Genomic DNA, 18,025 nt, shown 5'->3' with positions numbered 1-18,025 from the left:
AATAACATCTATGTTTTGGAGAAATTTTGAGGAGCGGGTTTTTAATATTCTGATCAGGTTAGCTACGATCATCATCATCAGCAGCCTGTTCGTTATTGTGCTGACTATACTGGTAAAAGGGCTGCCGGCTATGAGTTGGGACATGATTTCCAAATCACCCAGCGGCGGCTTTTACCTTGGCAAGGAAGGCGGCGTCCTGAATGCCATTGCCGGTTCAATTTACCTGGGATTTGGTGCCAGTATCTTCGCCATGCTGCTGAGCATACCGGTGGTGGTATATATGAACGTTTACGCACCTGCCGATTCGCGGTTCGCACAGTATATCAGAACATCGCTCGATATTTTGTACGGCATTCCTTCCATTGTTTACGGGGCTTTTGGATTTATAATCATGATTTACTTTGGACTCAAAGTGTCGCTGCTGGCCGGAATTATTACCGTTGGATTGCTCGTATTGCCCATCATGGCACGTACTATGGATGAAGTAATCAGAACCATTCCTAAAGAATTGGGCGATGCGGCCCTCTCGCTTGGTGCAACAAAATGGGAAACAGCCATCAGGGTAATTCTGCGACAGGCCGCACCCGGCATACTGACAGCCATGCTGCTTGGTTTCGGGCGTGCTATCGGTGATGCGGCTTCCGTGATATTTACTACTGGTTTCACGGATAATGTTCCGACTTCGATCCTGCAACCTGCTGCCACATTACCACTCGCCATCTTTTTCCAGTTGGGTTCACCTATTGCAGAAGTTGTTGACAGGGCCTATGCATCCGCACTCATCCTTACAATCATGATTCTCATCATCAGCATCAGCAGCCGGATGCTTTCAAAACGGTTTAATAAACATGTGATTAAATAAAATTCACTCCCATGCAAAATTCCACTACTACTTTTGCCGATGCTCCACTCATCACATCCGTGTACGAAATCAATACACTGCAGGCCAAACAGTCAGCTGATACTGCAAAAACACATCTTAGCGTCCGCAACCTGAATATCAGCTATGGCACATCCAGGATACTGAAAGATGTTTCCATTGATATTCCTGATAAGAAAATCACCGCTATTATCGGACCTTCCGGCTGTGGTAAAACAACCTTGCTGAAGACATTCAACAGGTTGATTGAATCATCAGATGGTATCAAAATTAACGGCGAGGTACTTCTTGATGGCGAGAATATTTATGGCAAAAATGTAGAAGTGACTCATATACGTAAGAAAATGGGGCTGTTATCACAACGGCCGATGCCATTACCGATGTCCATCTTCGATAACATCGCCTTTGGCATGCGTATTCATGGGTTAAGAAAAAAGAACCTGCTGTCGGAAAAAGTAGAATATTATCTTAAGCAAGCCAGCTTGTGGAATGAGGTTAAAGATCGCCTGCACCAGCCTGCCACTAAACTTTCCATAGGACAGCAGCAGCGGTTATGTCTTGCCCGCGGACTTGCCGTGGAACCTGAAATAATCCTTGGCGACGAACCCACCTCAGCCCTTGATCCCATCAGCAGTCAGCGTATCGAAGAAAAATTTGTTGAATTGAAAGATCAATACACAATTGTAATGGTAACCCATATACTGCGACAAGCCCGGCGCATTGCAGATTACATTGTTTTTATGTACCTGGGCGAAATCATTGAACACGGACCTGCACAGCAATTACTGGAGGATCCTAAAAAAGACATGACACGCGAATACGTAAAAGGTACAATAAGTTAATTCCACAAATCTGCTTATTATGAAGTATTCAAAGTCCGTTTTTCGCAACCGGAAGCAACACAAAGGGGAGATTGATGCCCGATACTTTACAGAGCAACCATTTGAGTTTATGCTCCCGTCATCAGGAATATTGACAAAAAAAGCAGGCAGTAAATCATTTCTCAGAAATGCCAATAAAAAGTCAATCATAACAAAATAATCTCTCAGGAGCATCACCAAAAGAGCTATCATGCTTTCAAAAAAAGCCAAATACGGTTTAAAAGCTGTACTGTACCTTGCAAAAATCCAGAGCAAGGATGATGGCTATATCAATACCGCGGAGCTTTCTAAAAGGAATATATACCACGCAAATTCCTTGAAAAAATTTTGCTTGAATTGAAGCGATCTCAGATATTACAAAGCCGGATGGGCAGAAATGGAGGTTATTTCCTTTCCCGTCACCCGGAAAAAATTACCATGGGCGAGATTGTACGTATCCTTGATGGCCCTTTAGGTCCGTTGCCATGCGTCAGCGAGCGATATTATCAGCCCTGCTATGATTGCAAAGACGCAAAAACATGCGAAATACGCAATGTGATGAAGCTGGTCCGGGATGCAACGGGTTTCGATTTTGGATAAGACTTCGCTTGAGGATGCCTTGCATCAAAACTTCAGGTTGTTGCAGTATATTGACTGATATGGCATAATCTACTATCGTCGGTTTCATTGCCTGAAATCCATCAATCGTTGTAAACGTTTCAAATTGCCTGTTAGCCTGACCGCGATGCAATAGCCATGGCAATGCTGTAACAAGCCATTCCCGGAGATTGCAGACAGCAAGCTATGGAAAAAAGACGGCCGGAATTCTCATCATATGGCCGGGAAAATAAATGTATTGGCTTATTAAGTAATGTGGCAATATCTGATCCATGCCTTATATGCAATTTTCAATGTTTATGCCCTACCTACCACTATATCGCCGCGATTAACCGCTAATTTTAAAACAACTTGATTTTCAAAAAATCTTTCTACCTTTCGCAAAGTTCTACTAAATAGGTAGAAGTAATTACCTGGCAAGAATACAGTTTACGGTATAAATAAATTTCAGGCATGTTGTAACAAAGTACGACCGATTCTGTAGAAGTAACATTGCCACTTTCATCAACCAAACAGTCATTAAGCAACCGATCATGGGTAAATTAGCTACAAACGAAGTGTTGGAGTTTCTTGTCATTTTGGTAATACTGCTATCTACTGCACGTATTATGGGGGAACTCTTTAAAAAACTGGGGCTTCCTGCTATCATAGGCGAGTTGTTAGGTGGCATCCTGCTCGGCCCTTCCTTTATCGGAGCATTATTTCCCGGATTTTTTCAATCGGTTTTTATTGATCCCAAACAATCGTCAGTTGCCTTTGACGGTCTTTCGCGACTAAGCGTTATGCTGCTCCTTTTTATTGCCGGAATGGAAGTGAGACTTGAAAACATACGTACAAGAGGTAAAGCCGCGGCTAAAATCAGCCTGTCAGGCATAATCTTCCCGCTGGCTATGGGTTTTGGATTTACCTGGCTGTTTTACAGTGTGTTCTTCAGCGAACCAACGGAAAACAAACTTGCCCCTGCGCTTTTTATGGGAACGGCCCTATCCATCACCGCATTGGGTGTAATGGCCAAAATCCTGATAGATATTGATATGATTAAATCAAGGTTCGGTAACCTGATGATGACGGCTGCGATGATTGATGATATCATCGGCTGGATGCTGTTCTCTGTGGTAATTACGATTGCTGACCTTAAGGCCGAAAGTAAATTCAGTGCCGTTACGGTATTACTCATTATTGCCGGTTATACAGCATTTCTGATATCGATTGGCAGAACCATGGTAGTAAACCCAATCCTTCGTTTCGCCAACAACAAACTATCAAAGCCCGGGGCAGAGTTATCACTTGCCATGATTCTTTGCCTGCTGAGCGGCATCTTTACCGAGTGGCTCGGCATTAAGGCGATATTTGGAGCATTTATTATGGGTGTAGCCGTAGGAAACTCCCCCTATTTCAGTGAAAAAGCGAAAGAAACCTTTCATGATATTGTTACTTATGTATTCTCCCCGCTATTTTTTGTTTCCATCGGTTTGAAAGTCAATTTTGTGGCCAACTTCGACCTTTCAATTGTTGCCTTTGTTCTGGCGATTTCTATTGCGGGAAAAATACTGGGTGGTTATATCGGTGCACGTCTCAGCGGATTCAAATCGAACAAAGCCATTGCAGTAGGCTTCGGGATGAATGCACGCGGCTCGCAGGAAATTGTACTCGGACTTGTTGCATTACAGGCCAAAATAATAGATGAAAAAATATTCGTCGGCCTGGTCATTATGACATTTGTAACCATCGTGATGGCTGGCCCGGGCATTAAGTATTTCCTGGCCAGGCAGGATAATAAACCCAGTGATTCTGCTATCAGGAAACCGGAAGAAGTATCAACTGGCATTCCTGCCTGATCAGCTTGTTACTACCGTTGTATTGTTTGTGGTAAATAATAAATCTGGCATGCTATTGCACGTCGCTTCCCCTTATTCCGCATCCGCTGAAACGCTTACCGTTTATAATCACGGTTGCAGTATATTCATAGTCATTGCCCGGTAATCCATCATTGCAACTCATCCGTTTAAAAACCGCATTAATAGCTGTCTGCGTTGCGTAATTATTTGAATAGTAGGTAAACACTTCATCATTGATAATCTTAGGTGCGAAATATTCAAAAAGATAAACCTCATTGTGGCTGTAATCTTTCAGGGCTATGATTCCTTCGCTGCTCGAAACCTGCAGTGACCAATCCGGCTGATTGCCTATTGCCCAAAAATCATATGGAATACAGGTATTCCGGTAATTTTTCTGTTCAAACGTGAGTATATCATAGGCAACAATTGAACTGTCGAAGCCATGCAAGGATGCCGCACGATCTCCGACCTGCAAAGCGCCTTTCATCTCTACATACACATATTCATTCGGGAATGCCGGTGAACGCTGAAAGATGGTTTCATAAAGTTCGTCCAGCTGGTGGGTAGAATCAATTACATAATAATTATCCTTTTCACTTCCGCAACTCCGGAAAGTCTTGCCATTTCTTCCTGTTACAAATAACCCTCTGTATATCTTCATACCGTCTGATTGTTGTACCGAATCAACATGCTGCTCCGTATTCAGATGAGTAATTTCAGGCGTTCGCTTGCGCTCTGGCCGGCAAGCAATCACCATGCAGCATACAACAAAAAAAACAGCCCGCTTCATAACAGTTAATTTAATTCAATGAAGATACCGAATTCCACGGCAAGCGTAAAAATGTATATCGGCATTCCAACCACTTTCTACTTTACAAATCAATAGGTACTTTTAACGCTTACAAACTTTTTATATGGCTGATCTTACCATTCAACATACTGTGACGGAAAGATTTCTCAGGTATGTGACAATCGATACACAGTCTGATCCTGAATCTTCTGCGGTACCTACTACTGAAAAACAAAAAAATCTTTCCAGACTTCTTGTAGAAGAATTACGTGCCATGGGAATTCATGATGCTGCCATGGATGAATTCGGAATTGTTTATGCAACGATTCCTGCTACTAGCATCAAAACAGTTCCCACAATTTGCTTTTGTTCACATGTTGATACCTCACCGGACTGCAGCGGTGAAAATGTGAAGCCTGTCATTCACCGCAAATACAACGGGCAGGAAATTAAACTTCCCGCTGATGCTTCTGTTGTACTTCGCCCAACCGAACATCCTGATCTGCAGCATCAGCTCGGCAATGACATTATCACCGCCGATGGCACCACTTTGCTTGGTGCCGACAATAAATCCGGTGTTGCTGCGATCATGGATGCCGCAAACTTTTTAATGCAGCACCCGGAAATCAAGCATGGAACCATCCGCATTCTCTTTACACCGGATGAAGAAGTTGGCCACGGAGTTGACCACGTGGATATGCAAAAGCTGGGCGCACAGTTTGGCTATACCATTGATGGCGAAGCTGCAGGAACACTGGAAGATGAAACCTTCTCTGCCGACCTGGTGACAATGATCGTACATGGTGTAAGTGCGCATCCCGGTTTCGGAAAAAACAAGATTGAAAATGCCATTAAAATTGCATCCGCGATTGTTGAAGCCCTGCCAAAAGATGCATTGTCACCGGAGACGACGGATGACATGGAAGGGTTTATTCATCCAACCGCTATCAATGGTACCCTGGAACAAGCTACCATCAAGTTTATCATTCGCGACTTCAAAAATGAAGGTTTGCATAGGAAGGAGCAATTCTTACGGCAAATTGCAGAACAGACATTAAAGAGTTACCCTCACTCATCATTTGATTTTATAGTGACGGAACAATACCGGAATATGAAAACGATAATTGATCTGCATCCGCAGGTAGGATCTTATGCAATGGAAGCCATTCAGCGTGCAGGGTTGCAACCGGAAAGAAGAAGCGTCCGGGGCGGCACAGATGGCAGCCGGTTGTCTTTTATGGGAATGCCCTGCCCTAACTTATTCGCGGGTGAACATGCCTTCCACTCTAAGCAGGAATGGGTATCTGTTCAGGATATGGAGAAAGCTGTGGAAACCATTATTCATCTCAGTATGATCTGGGAAGAAAGAAGCTGACATCGTCAATGATGCACTTTTTCTAAATTCGAAACAATTGATTCGTGACGATAAAACCTGATCTTAGAAAAATATGCCTGCTGTTCTATAGCGGAATAGCTTTATTGAATGCCAGTGCGCTGGCGCAGGTAAATGATGCACATTCAGCTGCACAGCCTTCCGTTGCAGTGGTTAAACACCTGGCGCTGCAGGTTACTGTCAATTTTCAGAAAAAAATAATTTCAGGTAAAGCAACATGGACCATACAGGCCACTTCAGTCGCAAATGAGATAATTTTTGATACCAGGGATCTATCCATCCGTAAAGTAACACTTGGTGATGAAGATAAGCCGACAACGTTTACCTGGGGACCGAACACGGAATACCTTGGAAAAGCACTTCATGTAAAGATTAAACCAGCCACTACAACGGTCAATATTTATTATTCCACTTCTCCGAACGCTGCTGCATTACAATGGCTTTCTCCTCAGCAGACTGCCGATAAACAATTTCCTTTTTTATTTACACAATCTGAAGCAATTCTCGCGCGCAGCTGGATTCCGTGTCAGGATGGTCCCGGCATACGTTTCACCTATGAGGCAGATGTAAAAGTACCTTCGTATTTATTGGCTGTCATGAGTGCATCAAATCCTCAGGTAATAAATGATAAAGGGCGGTACCATTTCAGTATGACGCAGCCTATACCATCCTACCTGATGGCGCTGGCTGTCGGCGACATTCGTTTCCATTCACTCAGTGAAAACACTGGCGTGTATGCAGAACCATCCATGCTGGATAAGGCCGCCTGGGAATTTGCAGATATTCCTGAAATGGTGGCTGCTGCCGAAAGATTATATGGCCCCTACCAATGGAATCGCTATGATGTAATCGTGTTGCCTCCCAGCTTTCCATTTGGCGGCATGGAAAATCCCAGGCTTACTTTCGCGACTCCAACGGTTATCGCAGGCGACAGGTCACTGGTTAGTTTGATCTGCCATGAACTCGCCCATAGCTGGAGCGGGAATCTCGTAACAAATGCAACCTGGGATGACTTCTGGCTGAATGAAGGATTTACAGATTATTTTGAACGCCGTATTGATGAAGAACTTTATGGCAAAGATTTTTCAGATATGCAGTGGCTGTTGGGCATAAAAGACCTGCAGGATGCACTGGCTGATTTTGGCGACAATAGCAGGGATACCTGGCTGAAACTAGACCTTCGCAATCGCGATCCCGGTGATGCAATGAATGCGATCGCCTATGAGAAAGGGGCTTTGTTACTAAGATGCCTTGAGACGAAAGCGGGCCGTGAGAAGTTTGATGCATTCCTGAAATCTTATTTTTCAACCTATGCCTTTCAAAGCATGACTACTGAAAAGTTCACCCGTTATCTTGAGAAGGAGTTAATTAATAAAGATACTGCACTGTTTGAAGGATTTGATTATAGTAAATGGATATACGGCCCCGGCATTCCGGATAGTTGTTCGGCTGTTGAATCATCCCGTTTTCAAATTGTAAATGATGTGATAAGGCAATACAACAGCGGAACACCGGTTCATTTACTTGACACAAAAAATTGGGTTGCACAGCAATGGATATACTTCCTGCAGGGTCTGCCCAAAAAGTTATCTGCTGATCAGATGACCGAACTTGATGCAACTTTTAAATTCACCTCAACCGGTAATAGTGAAATAGCAGTTGAATGGTTCGAGCGTGCAATAAGCAGTCAATATACACCGGCCTATGCTGCCATGGAATCCTTCCTGATGTCGGTAGGCCGGAGAAAATTCCTGATGCCTTTGTACGAAGCTATGATGCAATCAGAAGAAACAAAGCCAATGGCCCTTACCATTTACCGTAAATCCAGGCAGAATTATCATTCTATTGCAACCGGAAGCGTAGATGAAATCCTTGACTGGAAGATCAACGGCAGGAATGCACCATATTAACGTCGTCATTTTCAATTGCTACTGTGTGAATGTCGACAGCTTCTTTCTCTTACCGTCTTGCCATGCTCATAGCTTATCGCCATGAAACTGACATTTATCACGTCAGGTATGAGCGAGTTATACTAACTTTGAGTTTATAAAAATTCATTGAAACATGAAAAGCAATTCAAAGTTTTTCCTGGCACTGCTGGTAGGAGCAGCTGCAGGAGCTGCAGTGGGATACTATCTTGCAACGGACAACAAAGAAGAACTGGTAAAGGATTTGAAGGACGCTGCAGGTAAAGTAAAAGATGAACTGGAAACAGAACTGGAAAAAGGAAAACAACTGGTGGAAGAACTGAAAACCCAGTTTAATGACCTGTTGCATAAAGCTTAATCATGCAGGAAGAGGAAGAAAAATCATTCATCCGGCAGCTACATGATGCAGGCAAAGAATACCTTGAAGCACGCTGGCAACTTGCAAGGTTACAGACTTTTGGAAAGATAGCGAAAGTAACAGCTATCATCCTGTCCTTCCTGATTATCGCGCTGTTAGCCTGCTTCACCGTGGTGTTTGTCGGACTCATGTCAGGTTTCCTGCTGGCAGATCTCTTTGATTCCAATGCCATTGGTTTTTCCATCGTTGGCGGATTGTTTATTCTATTGCTCATTCTATTGATATTAAAGCGGGAGAGCATTTTAGAAAAACCCATGACAGATAAGATAATTAAAGCATTGTTTGAAGAAGAAAGGGAAGCAAATCAACCTGAAAGTTCAATCGAAGCAGCAGACCTCTCCAATAAAAACGGCGAATCCGGTAACACATGAGTTTGCATAAAAAAATAAATGTCGTGGATCTTGCTACCCTGCTATCGGAACAACAACGGCTAAAAGCTGTATGTGAGGTAAAAAAGGTGAGGGTGGAGCAAGGGCTTGCACAACTGAAAAAAAATTATCCCGAAGTAATTTTTAAAACAATACTGCCCTTTGATGATAAAACAAATGGTATGATTTACAATGGCGCTAAGTGGATAAGCGGCAAGATTGGAAACTTTGCAGCAGGCAGTCAGTCACAAGCCGTTAAACTGATAGCAGGTAAAGGCGGCAATCTATTGCAAGGTGTTTTAATTTTTGTACTGCTCAGGATCATCCGCAAGGTTGTAGAAAAGAGATGAAAGCCCGGCGCTTGTCATAGTGTTATATAAGCCAGCCTTTAGAGTACCTATCTGTTTTTTGGCAAAGGCATATAATTTCCATCGGCGAGATGAAAATACCGCTGATTCAGCCAATCATCATTAAACACTTCATTCAGGCGAAGGTGAAAGCTTCTTTCATTCAGCAGCGTGTCTATTTCGGGGGCGTCAAGATCACTTTTTAATGAAATAGTTACCGTATGAGCTCCCGGTGCCAGTGAAGAAAAGAGAATAGTCTCCATGGGAAAGCTCCATTCATTTAATGCCGGGTTATCCGGATACGTTGCTCCTTCCACATAAAATTTGGAACTTCCTTGTGCTTGTGCACTTGCAACAAATTCCTCCACGTCTTTTATGCGGTTGCTGTATTCCTTTGCATGCAAAACAATCAGTACGCCCCTGTAAAATATGATCAGTACAAACAAAATTTCCAACGGCCTTTTATACCGTGATGTAAGATAAATTTCACGAAAGAATGGCAGAACAGATAGCGGAATCAGCAGCAGGTACATCCGCTCAAAATAGTTGGAATGTCGCCACGGGAAATTGTGTGTGATATTGATCATCAGAATATATCCGAAGACGAAGACAACGATCAGCAATGCTTTAGTGTAAGCTTTCCTTATCAGAAGAAACACTACAACGAGCAACATCATTATAATTGCCTCCGTATAAACAGAGAAAAGAAAAATAAGCAGTGATATGATATTGCTTAAAGGCGTGAAATTCTCCTGTAGCGTAATACCAATTCTGGAAAAAGGGTAGCTGATTTTTCCGTTTTCATAATCTGAAATAAACAAAGTCTTCCAGGTCAGCCATCCGGCAACTACCACGATAAACAATGCCATTACCCTGACAGGCACCCTTTTTATATCCAAAAAATGATAGATGCTGAAAAATGCAAATCCAATAACCATCAGCGGATAGGAAAATAACAGCGTCAAGACCACGAACACCAGTAAGGCAAGTTGATAAGGGCGCTGATAGTATTGGCGCTGCATCATTGATGAAAAAAGCACAAGCAATAAGGCGCCATACCAAACCTCATACATCGGAACAAAATACAGGAAATACACGCCGCAAACACCTAAAAACAACAGTGTCCATCCTGCTGATTCATCTTGCAATACGTAAAAACAAATAATAAAAATCAGTATAAAGTATGCTACAGGATTTATAGAATTCAGCATCATTACCCATTGCAGCGGCGCATGCACCTGCACACCCGCCCAGGCAAGCAATTGGGAAGGTATAAGTATGAACCGCTGATGCTCTACATGAAAATGCTGCGATTGAACAACATGATAAAAATAATAAGCGCCATCCAGGAAGATGCGCTCCTTATAAAAATACATGGCACCAGTCAGATAGAGGAGAAAGAATATAACGCTGATAAACAGCAACCGCTTGCGATGCGTAAGATCCATGGATCGAAATCTGGAAGGCAATATAGCACTTCCACTTTTAATACCGCGTTATGCTGTTGTCGTCATCTTCCGTAAAATGCAGGCTATCGTAGTGCAAAAGAATGCAATGCTGATAATTGAGCATTGAGGTTCATTGCTTCGTACAGGCCAAACAAAAGCGTGTTCGGATAAAAAAACCTTGAGGTTGCATCGGATTGGCTGAAGGCTATCTTATCAGTGTGACATTTCCCCTTCTTGTTTCCGAAGTGCCATCAAGGAAGGTGGCAGTTATAAAATAGACATAGGTTCCCGTCTCTTCCGGAACACCTTTGAATTCGCCGTTCCAGCCTTCATTAAGGTCACTGGTGTAAAAAATCATCTGCCCCCACCTGTTAAATATTTTACAACTAAAGGTTGCGATGTTGAGGTTATGCACCTGGAACACATCGTTTAACCCGTCACCATTAGGGGTAAATGCATTGGGAATACCCAATGTATTAGGAGCCGATTCAACAAATACGGAATCAATTGTTTTACATCCGTTCGCATCGGTTACTTCCACTATATACCACCCGGAACTTAATCCCTTAGCGGTGTCAGATGATTGAGGAGGATCGGTATTCCAGGTATAGCTGTATGGTTCAGTGCCGCCATAAGCAACCGCAGTAGCAGTACCATCGTGTGATTGATAAAATGATTCAGGTGTAGTGTTTATCTCCAAGGCAATGGCGGGCGGTTCATGGATAGTCACAAACGTGCTGTCAACGCAGCCGTTGGCATCCGTTACAATCAATGTAAAGGTTCCCGGCGGCAACCCTGACGCTGTATCTGTTGTTTGCGGTGGCGTTGAATTCCAGTGATACTGATAGGGAGCCAATCCGCTATCGGCGATTGCTATTGCCAACCCGTCGTCAGCCTGGTTGCATGTAATATCATTCGTTGTTGCACCAGCCAGCACCGGAGGGAATACATCTATTAATGTGGTATCAGACTTATCACAGTTAAAGGTAGTGGTTGCTGTAACAATGTATACAGCATTCGTATCTGCGGCTATTACTGTTGTCGGGTTGGGAACAGCGCCTCCTCCCCCGCTGATTGACCAGTTTACATTCGTTGCAGAACTGCTTGCATTCAGAAAAACAAGCGCACCCGGACAGACTGCCGTATCAGGAGGTGCAGTGATATCCGGCAGCGGATGCACTGTAATCGTTTTGGTTCCATTCGCTTGCCCGCATTCATTCAATGCGAAAACAGAAACAGTTGCCGTACCGGAAGAATCAAACACTACGGTAATCTCACTGTTCGATGTGTCTATAATAGTTCCCCATGAAGAAGCCCAGTCATAATAGGTACCGGCGTAAAAAGTTACATGATAATTGATGGTATCTCCTTCGCATACACTAAATGGCCCCACAATGCCAGTTGCCGGCGTGGTAATCAGGGTTACGTATACAGTATCAGCCCACGGGCCATAACACCCATTATTATATTCCCTTACGGTAAACCAATAAGTGCCTGGCGGAAAATTATTGGGAAATCCGATGATAATTCCTGAACCCGGCCAAAAGAACGGAACACCATTGTTCAGGTTAGGCGAATGCCATTCATATTGCGAACCAAAGTGATAAGGTGAAAACAGCAACGTGAGGTAATCACCGGCGCATATTAGCGTATCATCTGCCGTCAATATGGGTGGAATGGTATCTTCATATCCAATCTGCAGGTGAACAAGGGATCCATAGTTCTGACTGCTCGGGTTCACATCCGTTGCAACGATACGCATATAATACAATCCATAACCTGGCGGGCCGAGTATCGGAACAAGGCTGAGCAATCCCGGAATAGAAAGTGTAAGCGTGGTGCTGGAAGTGGCATTGATAGAACCTAAAGTGCCTGTATTCAGAATGGCATAAGTAGAAGAGTTTAATATCTGCACCTGGAATTGATTGGTTGGCCCGTAGGTAGCGCCGGGTGGCCAGGTATTTATGTCAATATTCAGAACAGTATCAACACCGACATTATCAGTGATACATACAGCAATATCCTGCATGTTATTCGTGGTAACATCACAATTGTGAATACAAAACGGACCCCACACCGACCCCACTGCAACTGGATTCGTAGATCTTACTCTCACATAATAGTTGCACCCGGGGGCCGTAGTTGGAACGAGGCCTGATACACTGCCTGGTGGTGAACCCAAAGCAGGATCATAGGTGTTGGGATCCGGCGATGATCCCAGCAATTGCGGTGCTGCAAAGCTGCCACTCGCATCCGATAACTCAGCGATGTATTGATTGCTGGCATTAAAGACACCGGTAGAGTAAAAAGGCACATCAATCACACTGTGTGTGCACAATGTATCTGGCCCGTATGTTACCGGTGGCTGAAGCGTAGTGATTACATTCGGGCAATCTTCAATTTCAAAGCAAATACTGGCAGTGCCGGTTATCTCCGGTGGCGGAGAAACCCGGTTAATCCTTACTTCATAACAACCTGCAGGTGGTGCAGTAGTCGGAATGTAAACGCCTACACCACCACTTGTTTGTCCTGCGTAAATGGTGAAGACACCAAGCACAGATGGATTGGAGAAATTTCCGGAACCATTCGACATCTCCACTTCATAAGTGCCATCGCACATTGGCTGCGACAATTCAAAGAAGATAATCAGCACACCGCCCTGGCAAACCGGATTTGGGCTCACACTGGTTATATCTATGGTAACAGGATTATTAACGTCATCGTATGTGCCGACCGCTTTGATATCATCCACGCAAAACGAAACTGATGCAGTGACCCCTGAATTGTTTATCCATCGGAAAGCAAACCTGATATCGACCTGGTTATTAAAAGCAGGATCAGTTACCGATTCATATTTCCAGAGCGAAGTATTATTGTATTGCGGCTGGCCTGTTTGTATCCATGTGGCGCCACCATCAAGACTGTAGTAAAGTTGTCCGTAGTCAGTGGCATTTCCTTCACACAAATAAAAAAATGTGAAAGTGACATCTGTTAAACTAAGTGTGCAGAACCCCGAACTCATCACAGCCATCCGGTCAGATGCCGCCGCAGGATCATAATTACCATTGGCTGCAGTTGCCGTATTGTTAAAGTCGTTGATATGGAGGTAATTGCTGTAAGGTGCACCGGTAATGGTTCCGCTTACCGTTTGCGTTTCATCCGGCGTATCTGGATAAAGTCCGTTGCCGCTGAAAGCATTGTTTATGATCCATTCATTGGTTCCGCTATTACTGCCCAGGCCTGATGCGCTATTGAGCGTGAAGGCTGCCGAACCACTGTTGAAATCTTCGAAATATAACGGGATTGTCTGCTGGGCATTGATATGATGCAGCGAACAAAATGAAATAAGTAATAGAAGGTATGTAACTCTTTTCACCATAGGCAAACCGACGGTTAAAAACAGCATTAAAGATAAGTAGCTGCCACTTAATTTAGTAAATCTAACTATTTTATTCATTTTGACAATAGCTAACAGCGCGGATAATCAACATTGCTATAGTATTATCACAAAAAGCAGACAGGCAAGATAATCTACAATGTACATTTAGTAGCCTTTGCCGAATGCCTCAGTAAGTCTTGTCAGATAGCATTTTAACTGTATGCTGATCAGTTGCGCCGCTAAAGTGCATTTTGACTTATTGTCTTGCCGGTTTCTAAAAAGCTGCTATCGTCTAGTATCAAATAATGAATCTATGGTTGTGGCCGCTTGTCAAATGTGTTGACAAATGGTTTACGATGCTCCGGTACATAAAAATAAGCTCTCATCATCATTGCCCTGACATCTCACATCCGGATGTCTATTTTGCAAAACCGATTACTAAATAGCTGTAAGACTTTGCTAATTTTGAGGACATGATAAGAAAACAAATAATACTGCTGGCACTGATTGTCAATTGCTGCAATCTGCAGGAAACTATCGGGCAAAATATTGGTGACGCCGCATCAAAAATCAGCCCTTCAATAGCCTCCTTACTTCCTCTCAACGATTCATTGGAGTTTATTGTCGTAATGAATCAACATGCTGATATCAGCGCCGTGGGTGATATTCATGGGAAAGAATCAAAAGCAATGTTTGTTTACCAATCGCTAAGTGATATGGCTGCCACTTCGCAAAAATCATTACAAAAAGAATTGGATGCCGAAGGCATATACTATCATCCATTCTGGATCGTGAACGCAATGCTTGTGCGCGGCAAGGCATCACTAGTCTGGCAACTTGCTGCAAGACCTGATGTGAAGTCTGTTCTTTCTAATGCCTCCTTACATATTGCCCAGCCGTTACCGGGCAATCCAAGAACAGAACGCGATCTCGTGATTCCATGGGGTATTGACAGTATACATGCACCTGAAGTCTGGGCTTTGGGTTACGAGGGTGAAGGTGCTGTTATTGGCGGAGAAGATACCGGCTATGACTGGGAACATCCGGCTATTAAGAATCAGTATCGCGGCTGGGATGGCGTAACTGTGGATCACAATTACAACTGGCATGATGCTATTCATGCCGTTGACATCCACAACTATGGAGATAATCCGTGCGGGATCAATTTGACAGAGCCATGCGATGATTATGGCCATGGAACACATACCATGGGCACGATGGCCGGAGAAGACGGTGTCCTGAAAATAGGTGTGGCCCCTAAAGCAAAATGGATTGGTGAAAGGAATATGGAAAGAGGCTGGGGGAACCTTTCAGGATACCTTGAAAGCTTTGAATGGTTCATGGCGCCTACGGATCTTGCAGGCCTTAATCCTGATGTAACAAAAGCTCCGCATGTCATTAATAATTCATGGTATTGTTCGGTTGAAGAAGGTTGTGATGCAAACAATTTTTCATTGATGGAAGAAGTGGTAAACAATGTCAAATCATCTGGCATAGTGGTGGTCGCTTCAGCAGGCAATGATGGTCCGGGCTGCAATACGATTATGTTTCCTCCTGCCCTGTTCGAAAACAGTTTCACTACAGGCGCTGTTGATTTTTTGTTGAATGCTGCCGAATTCAGCAGCAGGGGCAATGCCTTTAATAATGGCAATGCATTTTTAAAGCCTGATGTTGCCGCTCCGGGCGTAGATGTTTTGTCATGCATACCGGATAATCAGTACGCATTCTTCAGCGGAACAAGTATGGCGGGACCCCATGTAGCCGGTACTGTAGCTTTAATGATTTCCGCTAACCCGGCGCTTGCAGGTGAAGTTGATCAGATAGAAAATATTTTACGGCAAACCGCCAAACCACTTACCACGTTTGATGGCTGTGCCGGTGATGCAGCTACTGCTGTTCCGAATAACACCTTTGGCTTTGGAATTATTGATGCCCTGGCGGCTGTTCAAAAATCGCTGCTTGCCACTTCATTGACAGCTGTGGAACAGCAGAATGCCTGCATTAAAGTATTTCAATCTGTCACAGGAGATAACCTGACAATCAAAATTTACGGCAATGCAAATTCAGCGACCTTCCAGTTATTTAGCGTTCAAGGTCAGAAAGTCACAGATCGCTTCTTCACGGGCGGTTCAGCTTTTTTTCAACTCTCATCGATAGCACCTGGAATTTATGTTTACCATATACAGGCAGGGGCATCTGTTTCCTCAGGTAAGATCATCCGGTTTTAGGTAACGTTCTGCCGCGTTGATCAGATTGACCTGCAAAAATTGACATTTACATTTTAATACAGCAAGTTGCAGATCCGGTTGCAGAATCAACGTGAAACAATCGATTGCTCCTGTCGCCATCTGCCTGAAGGTTGAATAACGGAGTAATGTATTGAAAGCACAATCAGTTTAAAATCTTCTTAATTTGCCATTACATTCGATTCACGCTTAATATTAAAATCAATAAAAAATGACTTCAAAAGAAAATAGTCTCAACTGGTTTGAAATTGCAGTTGATGATATGGCGAGAGCCAAAAAATTCTATGAAACCATCTTTGGCATAGAAATGCCTGTAGAAACTATTATGGAAATGGAGATGGCCTATTTCCCTGCTGAACCAGGTAATGGAAAAGCTTCCGGAGCATTGGTGAAAAGCAGTATGCACAAACCAAGTACTGATGGCGTCAAAATATACCTGAATGGCAATCCTGACCTAGCTTTGGCATTGGGGAAGGTTGAATCTTCGGGAGGGAAAATTATTATGCCCAAGACGCAAATAACGCCGGAAATTGGTTACATGGCATTCTTACTGGACACAGAAGGAAATGCCATTGCACTGCATTCGCAAAAATAATTTAGCAGGCAGTGGTTTTATTGCGGCATGTTGGAGCGAATGGCTGCTGCTGTTTCAGCAAGTTTTGCTTCTTCTGATTTTAGCTTTGGCCGGCTGAAATTGATATCATCTATCTGCTGCAACGGAACAAGATGAATATGTGCATGTGGTACTTCCAGGCCGATGACTGCCACCCCAACCCGTTTGCATGTAACTGATTTACGAAGTGCACCAGCCACCATTTTGGCAAATAACATAATGCCTGACAGTTGATCATCATCCAGATCAAAGAGGTAATCTGTTTCATTTTTGGGTACCACCAGCACATGTCCTACTGCTAATGGGAAAACATCGAGAAAGGCAATAAATTTATCATCTTCCGCAACGATATATGCCGGTATTTCACGATTGATGATGCGGGTGAATATGCTGGGCATCGGTTATGTTCCGGTTAAAGTGAGATCTCCATAATTTCGAATTTCAGTTTCCCTGAAGGCACATCTATTTCTGCCACGTCTCCCACGCATCTTCCGAGGAATCCTTTGCCGATCGGTGACGAAACAGAAATTTTTCCGGTTTTAAAGTCTGCTTCCTTCTCTGAAACCAGCATATAGGAGCAGGTTTGTTTCGTCTGAAGATTTTTCACCTTCACCTTGGATAGCACCATGACTTTGGAGGTATCAAGTTTCGATGTATCCATAATCCTGGCATTGGATAATGCCTCTTCCAGTTTGGAGATCTTCATCTCCAGCATACCTTGCGCATCTTTAGCTGCATCATATTCCGCGTTTTCCGAAAGATCGCCTTTCTCTCTTGCTTCCTGTATCTGCCGTGCGATTTCGGCGCGCCCCTTGGTTCGCATGTGAACCAGTTCCTTTTTTAACTTCTCCAATCCTTCTGCCGTTAAATAGGTTGTTTCAGCCATTGTATTAGTTTTC

16 protein-coding genes are annotated in these 18,025 nt (G+C 43.6%); 11 read left to right on the top strand and 5 right to left on the bottom strand.

The window, feature by feature from the left end; all coding sequences use genetic code 11:
- The first annotated feature begins 10 nt into the window (after positions 1 to 10).
- The 4 genes from pstA to K1X61_13960 all read left to right on the top strand — a co-directional run bounded on the left by pstA (position 11) and on the right by K1X61_13960 (position 4,196).
- Positions 11 to 862, top strand: a complete 852-nt coding sequence (gene pstA, locus K1X61_13975) for a phosphate ABC transporter permease PstA (GenBank protein ID MBX7109756.1) — start codon at positions 11 to 13, stop codon at positions 860 to 862.
- Between the two features lie 11 nt (positions 863 to 873).
- A complete protein-coding gene (locus K1X61_13970; GenBank protein MBX7109755.1) occupies positions 874 to 1,722 on the top strand; it encodes a phosphate ABC transporter ATP-binding protein in 849 nt (282 codons plus the stop codon).
- 375 nt (positions 1,723 to 2,097) lie between these two features.
- On the top strand, positions 2,098 to 2,340 hold the full coding sequence (locus tag K1X61_13965; protein ID MBX7109754.1) for an Rrf2 family transcriptional regulator: 243 nt from the start codon (positions 2,098 to 2,100) through the stop codon (positions 2,338 to 2,340).
- A 551-nt stretch (positions 2,341 to 2,891) separates the two neighbouring features.
- Positions 2,892 to 4,196 (top strand): cation:proton antiporter, encoded by a 1,305-nt coding sequence (locus K1X61_13960; GenBank protein ID MBX7109753.1) that lies wholly within the window; start codon positions 2,892 to 2,894, stop codon positions 4,194 to 4,196.
- 52 nt (positions 4,197 to 4,248) lie between these two features.
- On the opposite strand, the gene K1X61_13955 is transcribed toward K1X61_13960, so the two are convergent.
- On the bottom strand, positions 4,249 to 4,857 hold the full coding sequence (locus K1X61_13955; GenBank protein MBX7109752.1) for a hypothetical protein: 609 nt from the start codon (positions 4,855 to 4,857) through the stop codon (positions 4,249 to 4,251).
- 253 nt (positions 4,858 to 5,110) lie between these two features.
- On the opposite strand from K1X61_13955, the gene pepT reads away from it, so the two are divergent.
- From pepT to K1X61_13930, 5 genes are all read left to right on the top strand, one after another.
- Positions 5,111 to 6,361, top strand: a complete 1,251-nt coding sequence (gene pepT, locus K1X61_13950) for a peptidase T (GenBank protein ID MBX7109751.1) — start codon at positions 5,111 to 5,113, stop codon at positions 6,359 to 6,361.
- 44 nt (positions 6,362 to 6,405) lie between these two features.
- A complete protein-coding gene (locus K1X61_13945) occupies positions 6,406 to 8,289 on the top strand; it encodes a M1 family metallopeptidase (GenBank protein ID MBX7109750.1) in 1,884 nt (627 codons plus the stop codon).
- A gap of 154 nt (positions 8,290 to 8,443) precedes the next feature.
- Positions 8,444 to 8,665: a YtxH domain-containing protein gene (locus tag K1X61_13940; GenBank protein MBX7109749.1), complete on the top strand. Its 222-nt coding sequence runs from the start codon at positions 8,444 to 8,446 to the stop codon at positions 8,663 to 8,665.
- Between the two features lie 2 nt (positions 8,666 to 8,667).
- Complete coding sequence (locus K1X61_13935; GenBank protein MBX7109748.1) at positions 8,668 to 9,096, top strand: hypothetical protein; 429 nt, start codon at positions 8,668 to 8,670, stop codon at positions 9,094 to 9,096.
- A complete protein-coding gene (locus tag K1X61_13930; protein ID MBX7109747.1) occupies positions 9,093 to 9,443 on the top strand; it encodes a hypothetical protein in 351 nt (116 codons plus the stop codon). Before K1X61_13935 ends, K1X61_13930 begins: the two co-directional genes overlap by 4 nt.
- A 47-nt stretch (positions 9,444 to 9,490) precedes the next feature.
- Here the strand turns inward: K1X61_13930 and K1X61_13925 are convergent, their stop codons facing one another.
- Positions 9,491 to 10,888: a hypothetical protein gene (locus tag K1X61_13925; GenBank protein ID MBX7109746.1), complete on the bottom strand. Its 1,398-nt coding sequence runs from the start codon at positions 10,886 to 10,888 to the stop codon at positions 9,491 to 9,493.
- A gap of 205 nt (positions 10,889 to 11,093) precedes the next feature.
- Positions 11,094 to 14,267, bottom strand: coding sequence for a gliding motility-associated C-terminal domain-containing protein (locus K1X61_13920; GenBank protein MBX7109745.1), 3,174 nt, complete (start codon positions 14,265 to 14,267; stop codon positions 11,094 to 11,096).
- Positions 14,268 to 14,740: 473 nt separating this feature from the next.
- On the opposite strand from K1X61_13920, the gene K1X61_13915 reads away from it, so the two are divergent.
- Together K1X61_13915 and K1X61_13910 are read left to right on the top strand one after the other, a co-directional pair.
- Entirely contained in the window at positions 14,741 to 16,495 is a 1,755-nt protein-coding gene (locus tag K1X61_13915; GenBank protein MBX7109744.1) for a S8 family peptidase, read from the top strand.
- Positions 16,496 to 16,724: 229 nt separating this feature from the next.
- Positions 16,725 to 17,108 carry a VOC family protein gene (locus K1X61_13910; protein MBX7109743.1) on the top strand — a complete coding sequence of 128 codons (384 nt, stop codon included), beginning with the start codon at positions 16,725 to 16,727 and terminating at the stop codon, positions 17,106 to 17,108.
- 17 nt (positions 17,109 to 17,125) lie between these two features.
- Here the strand turns inward: K1X61_13910 and K1X61_13905 are convergent, their stop codons facing one another.
- Positions 17,126 to 17,524 (bottom strand): HIT family protein, encoded by a 399-nt coding sequence (locus K1X61_13905; protein MBX7109742.1) that lies wholly within the window; start codon positions 17,522 to 17,524, stop codon positions 17,126 to 17,128.
- 14 nt (positions 17,525 to 17,538) lie between these two features.
- On the bottom strand, positions 17,539 to 18,012 hold the full coding sequence (greA, locus tag K1X61_13900) for a transcription elongation factor GreA (protein ID MBX7109741.1): 474 nt from the start codon (positions 18,010 to 18,012) through the stop codon (positions 17,539 to 17,541).
- Positions 18,013 to 18,025: the final 13 nt, after the last annotated feature.

It is taken from the genome of Chitinophagales bacterium (assembly GCA_019694975.1).
Lineage (GTDB): Bacteria > Bacteroidota > Bacteroidia > Chitinophagales > UBA10324 > JACCZZ01.
Note: the sequence above shows the minus strand (reverse complement) of the source record. Positions and strands in the feature narration are given on the sequence as shown.

What these genes read in the sequence shown, in the direction of transcription:
- K1X61_13955 (MBX7109752.1), bottom strand. Translation starts at nt 4,857, where the DNA reads ATGAAGATATACAGAGGGTTATTTGTAACAGGAAGAAATGGCAAGACT.
- K1X61_13940 (MBX7109749.1), top strand. Translation starts at nt 8,444, where the DNA reads ATGAAAAGCAATTCAAAGTTTTTCCTGGCACTGCTGGTAGGAGCAGCT.
- pstA (MBX7109756.1), top strand. Translation starts at nt 11, where the DNA reads ATGTTTTGGAGAAATTTTGAGGAGCGGGTTTTTAATATTCTGATCAGG.
- K1X61_13905 (MBX7109742.1), bottom strand. Translation starts at nt 17,524, where the DNA reads ATGCCCAGCATATTCACCCGCATCATCAATCGTGAAATACCGGCATAT.
- K1X61_13925 (MBX7109746.1), bottom strand. Translation starts at nt 10,888, where the DNA reads ATGGATCTTACGCATCGCAAGCGGTTGCTGTTTATCAGCGTTATATTC.
- K1X61_13960 (MBX7109753.1), top strand. Translation starts at nt 2,892, where the DNA reads ATGGGTAAATTAGCTACAAACGAAGTGTTGGAGTTTCTTGTCATTTTG.
- K1X61_13910 (MBX7109743.1), top strand. Translation starts at nt 16,725, where the DNA reads ATGACTTCAAAAGAAAATAGTCTCAACTGGTTTGAAATTGCAGTTGAT.
- K1X61_13930 (MBX7109747.1), top strand. Translation starts at nt 9,093, where the DNA reads ATGAGTTTGCATAAAAAAATAAATGTCGTGGATCTTGCTACCCTGCTA.
- K1X61_13920 (MBX7109745.1), bottom strand. Translation starts at nt 14,267, where the DNA reads ATGGTGAAAAGAGTTACATACCTTCTATTACTTATTTCATTTTGTTCG.
- K1X61_13970 (MBX7109755.1), top strand. Translation starts at nt 874, where the DNA reads ATGCAAAATTCCACTACTACTTTTGCCGATGCTCCACTCATCACATCC.
- pepT (MBX7109751.1), top strand. Translation starts at nt 5,111, where the DNA reads ATGGCTGATCTTACCATTCAACATACTGTGACGGAAAGATTTCTCAGG.
- K1X61_13915 (MBX7109744.1), top strand. Translation starts at nt 14,741, where the DNA reads ATGATAAGAAAACAAATAATACTGCTGGCACTGATTGTCAATTGCTGC.
- K1X61_13935 (MBX7109748.1), top strand. Translation starts at nt 8,668, where the DNA reads ATGCAGGAAGAGGAAGAAAAATCATTCATCCGGCAGCTACATGATGCA.
- greA (MBX7109741.1), bottom strand. Translation starts at nt 18,012, where the DNA reads ATGGCTGAAACAACCTATTTAACGGCAGAAGGATTGGAGAAGTTAAAA.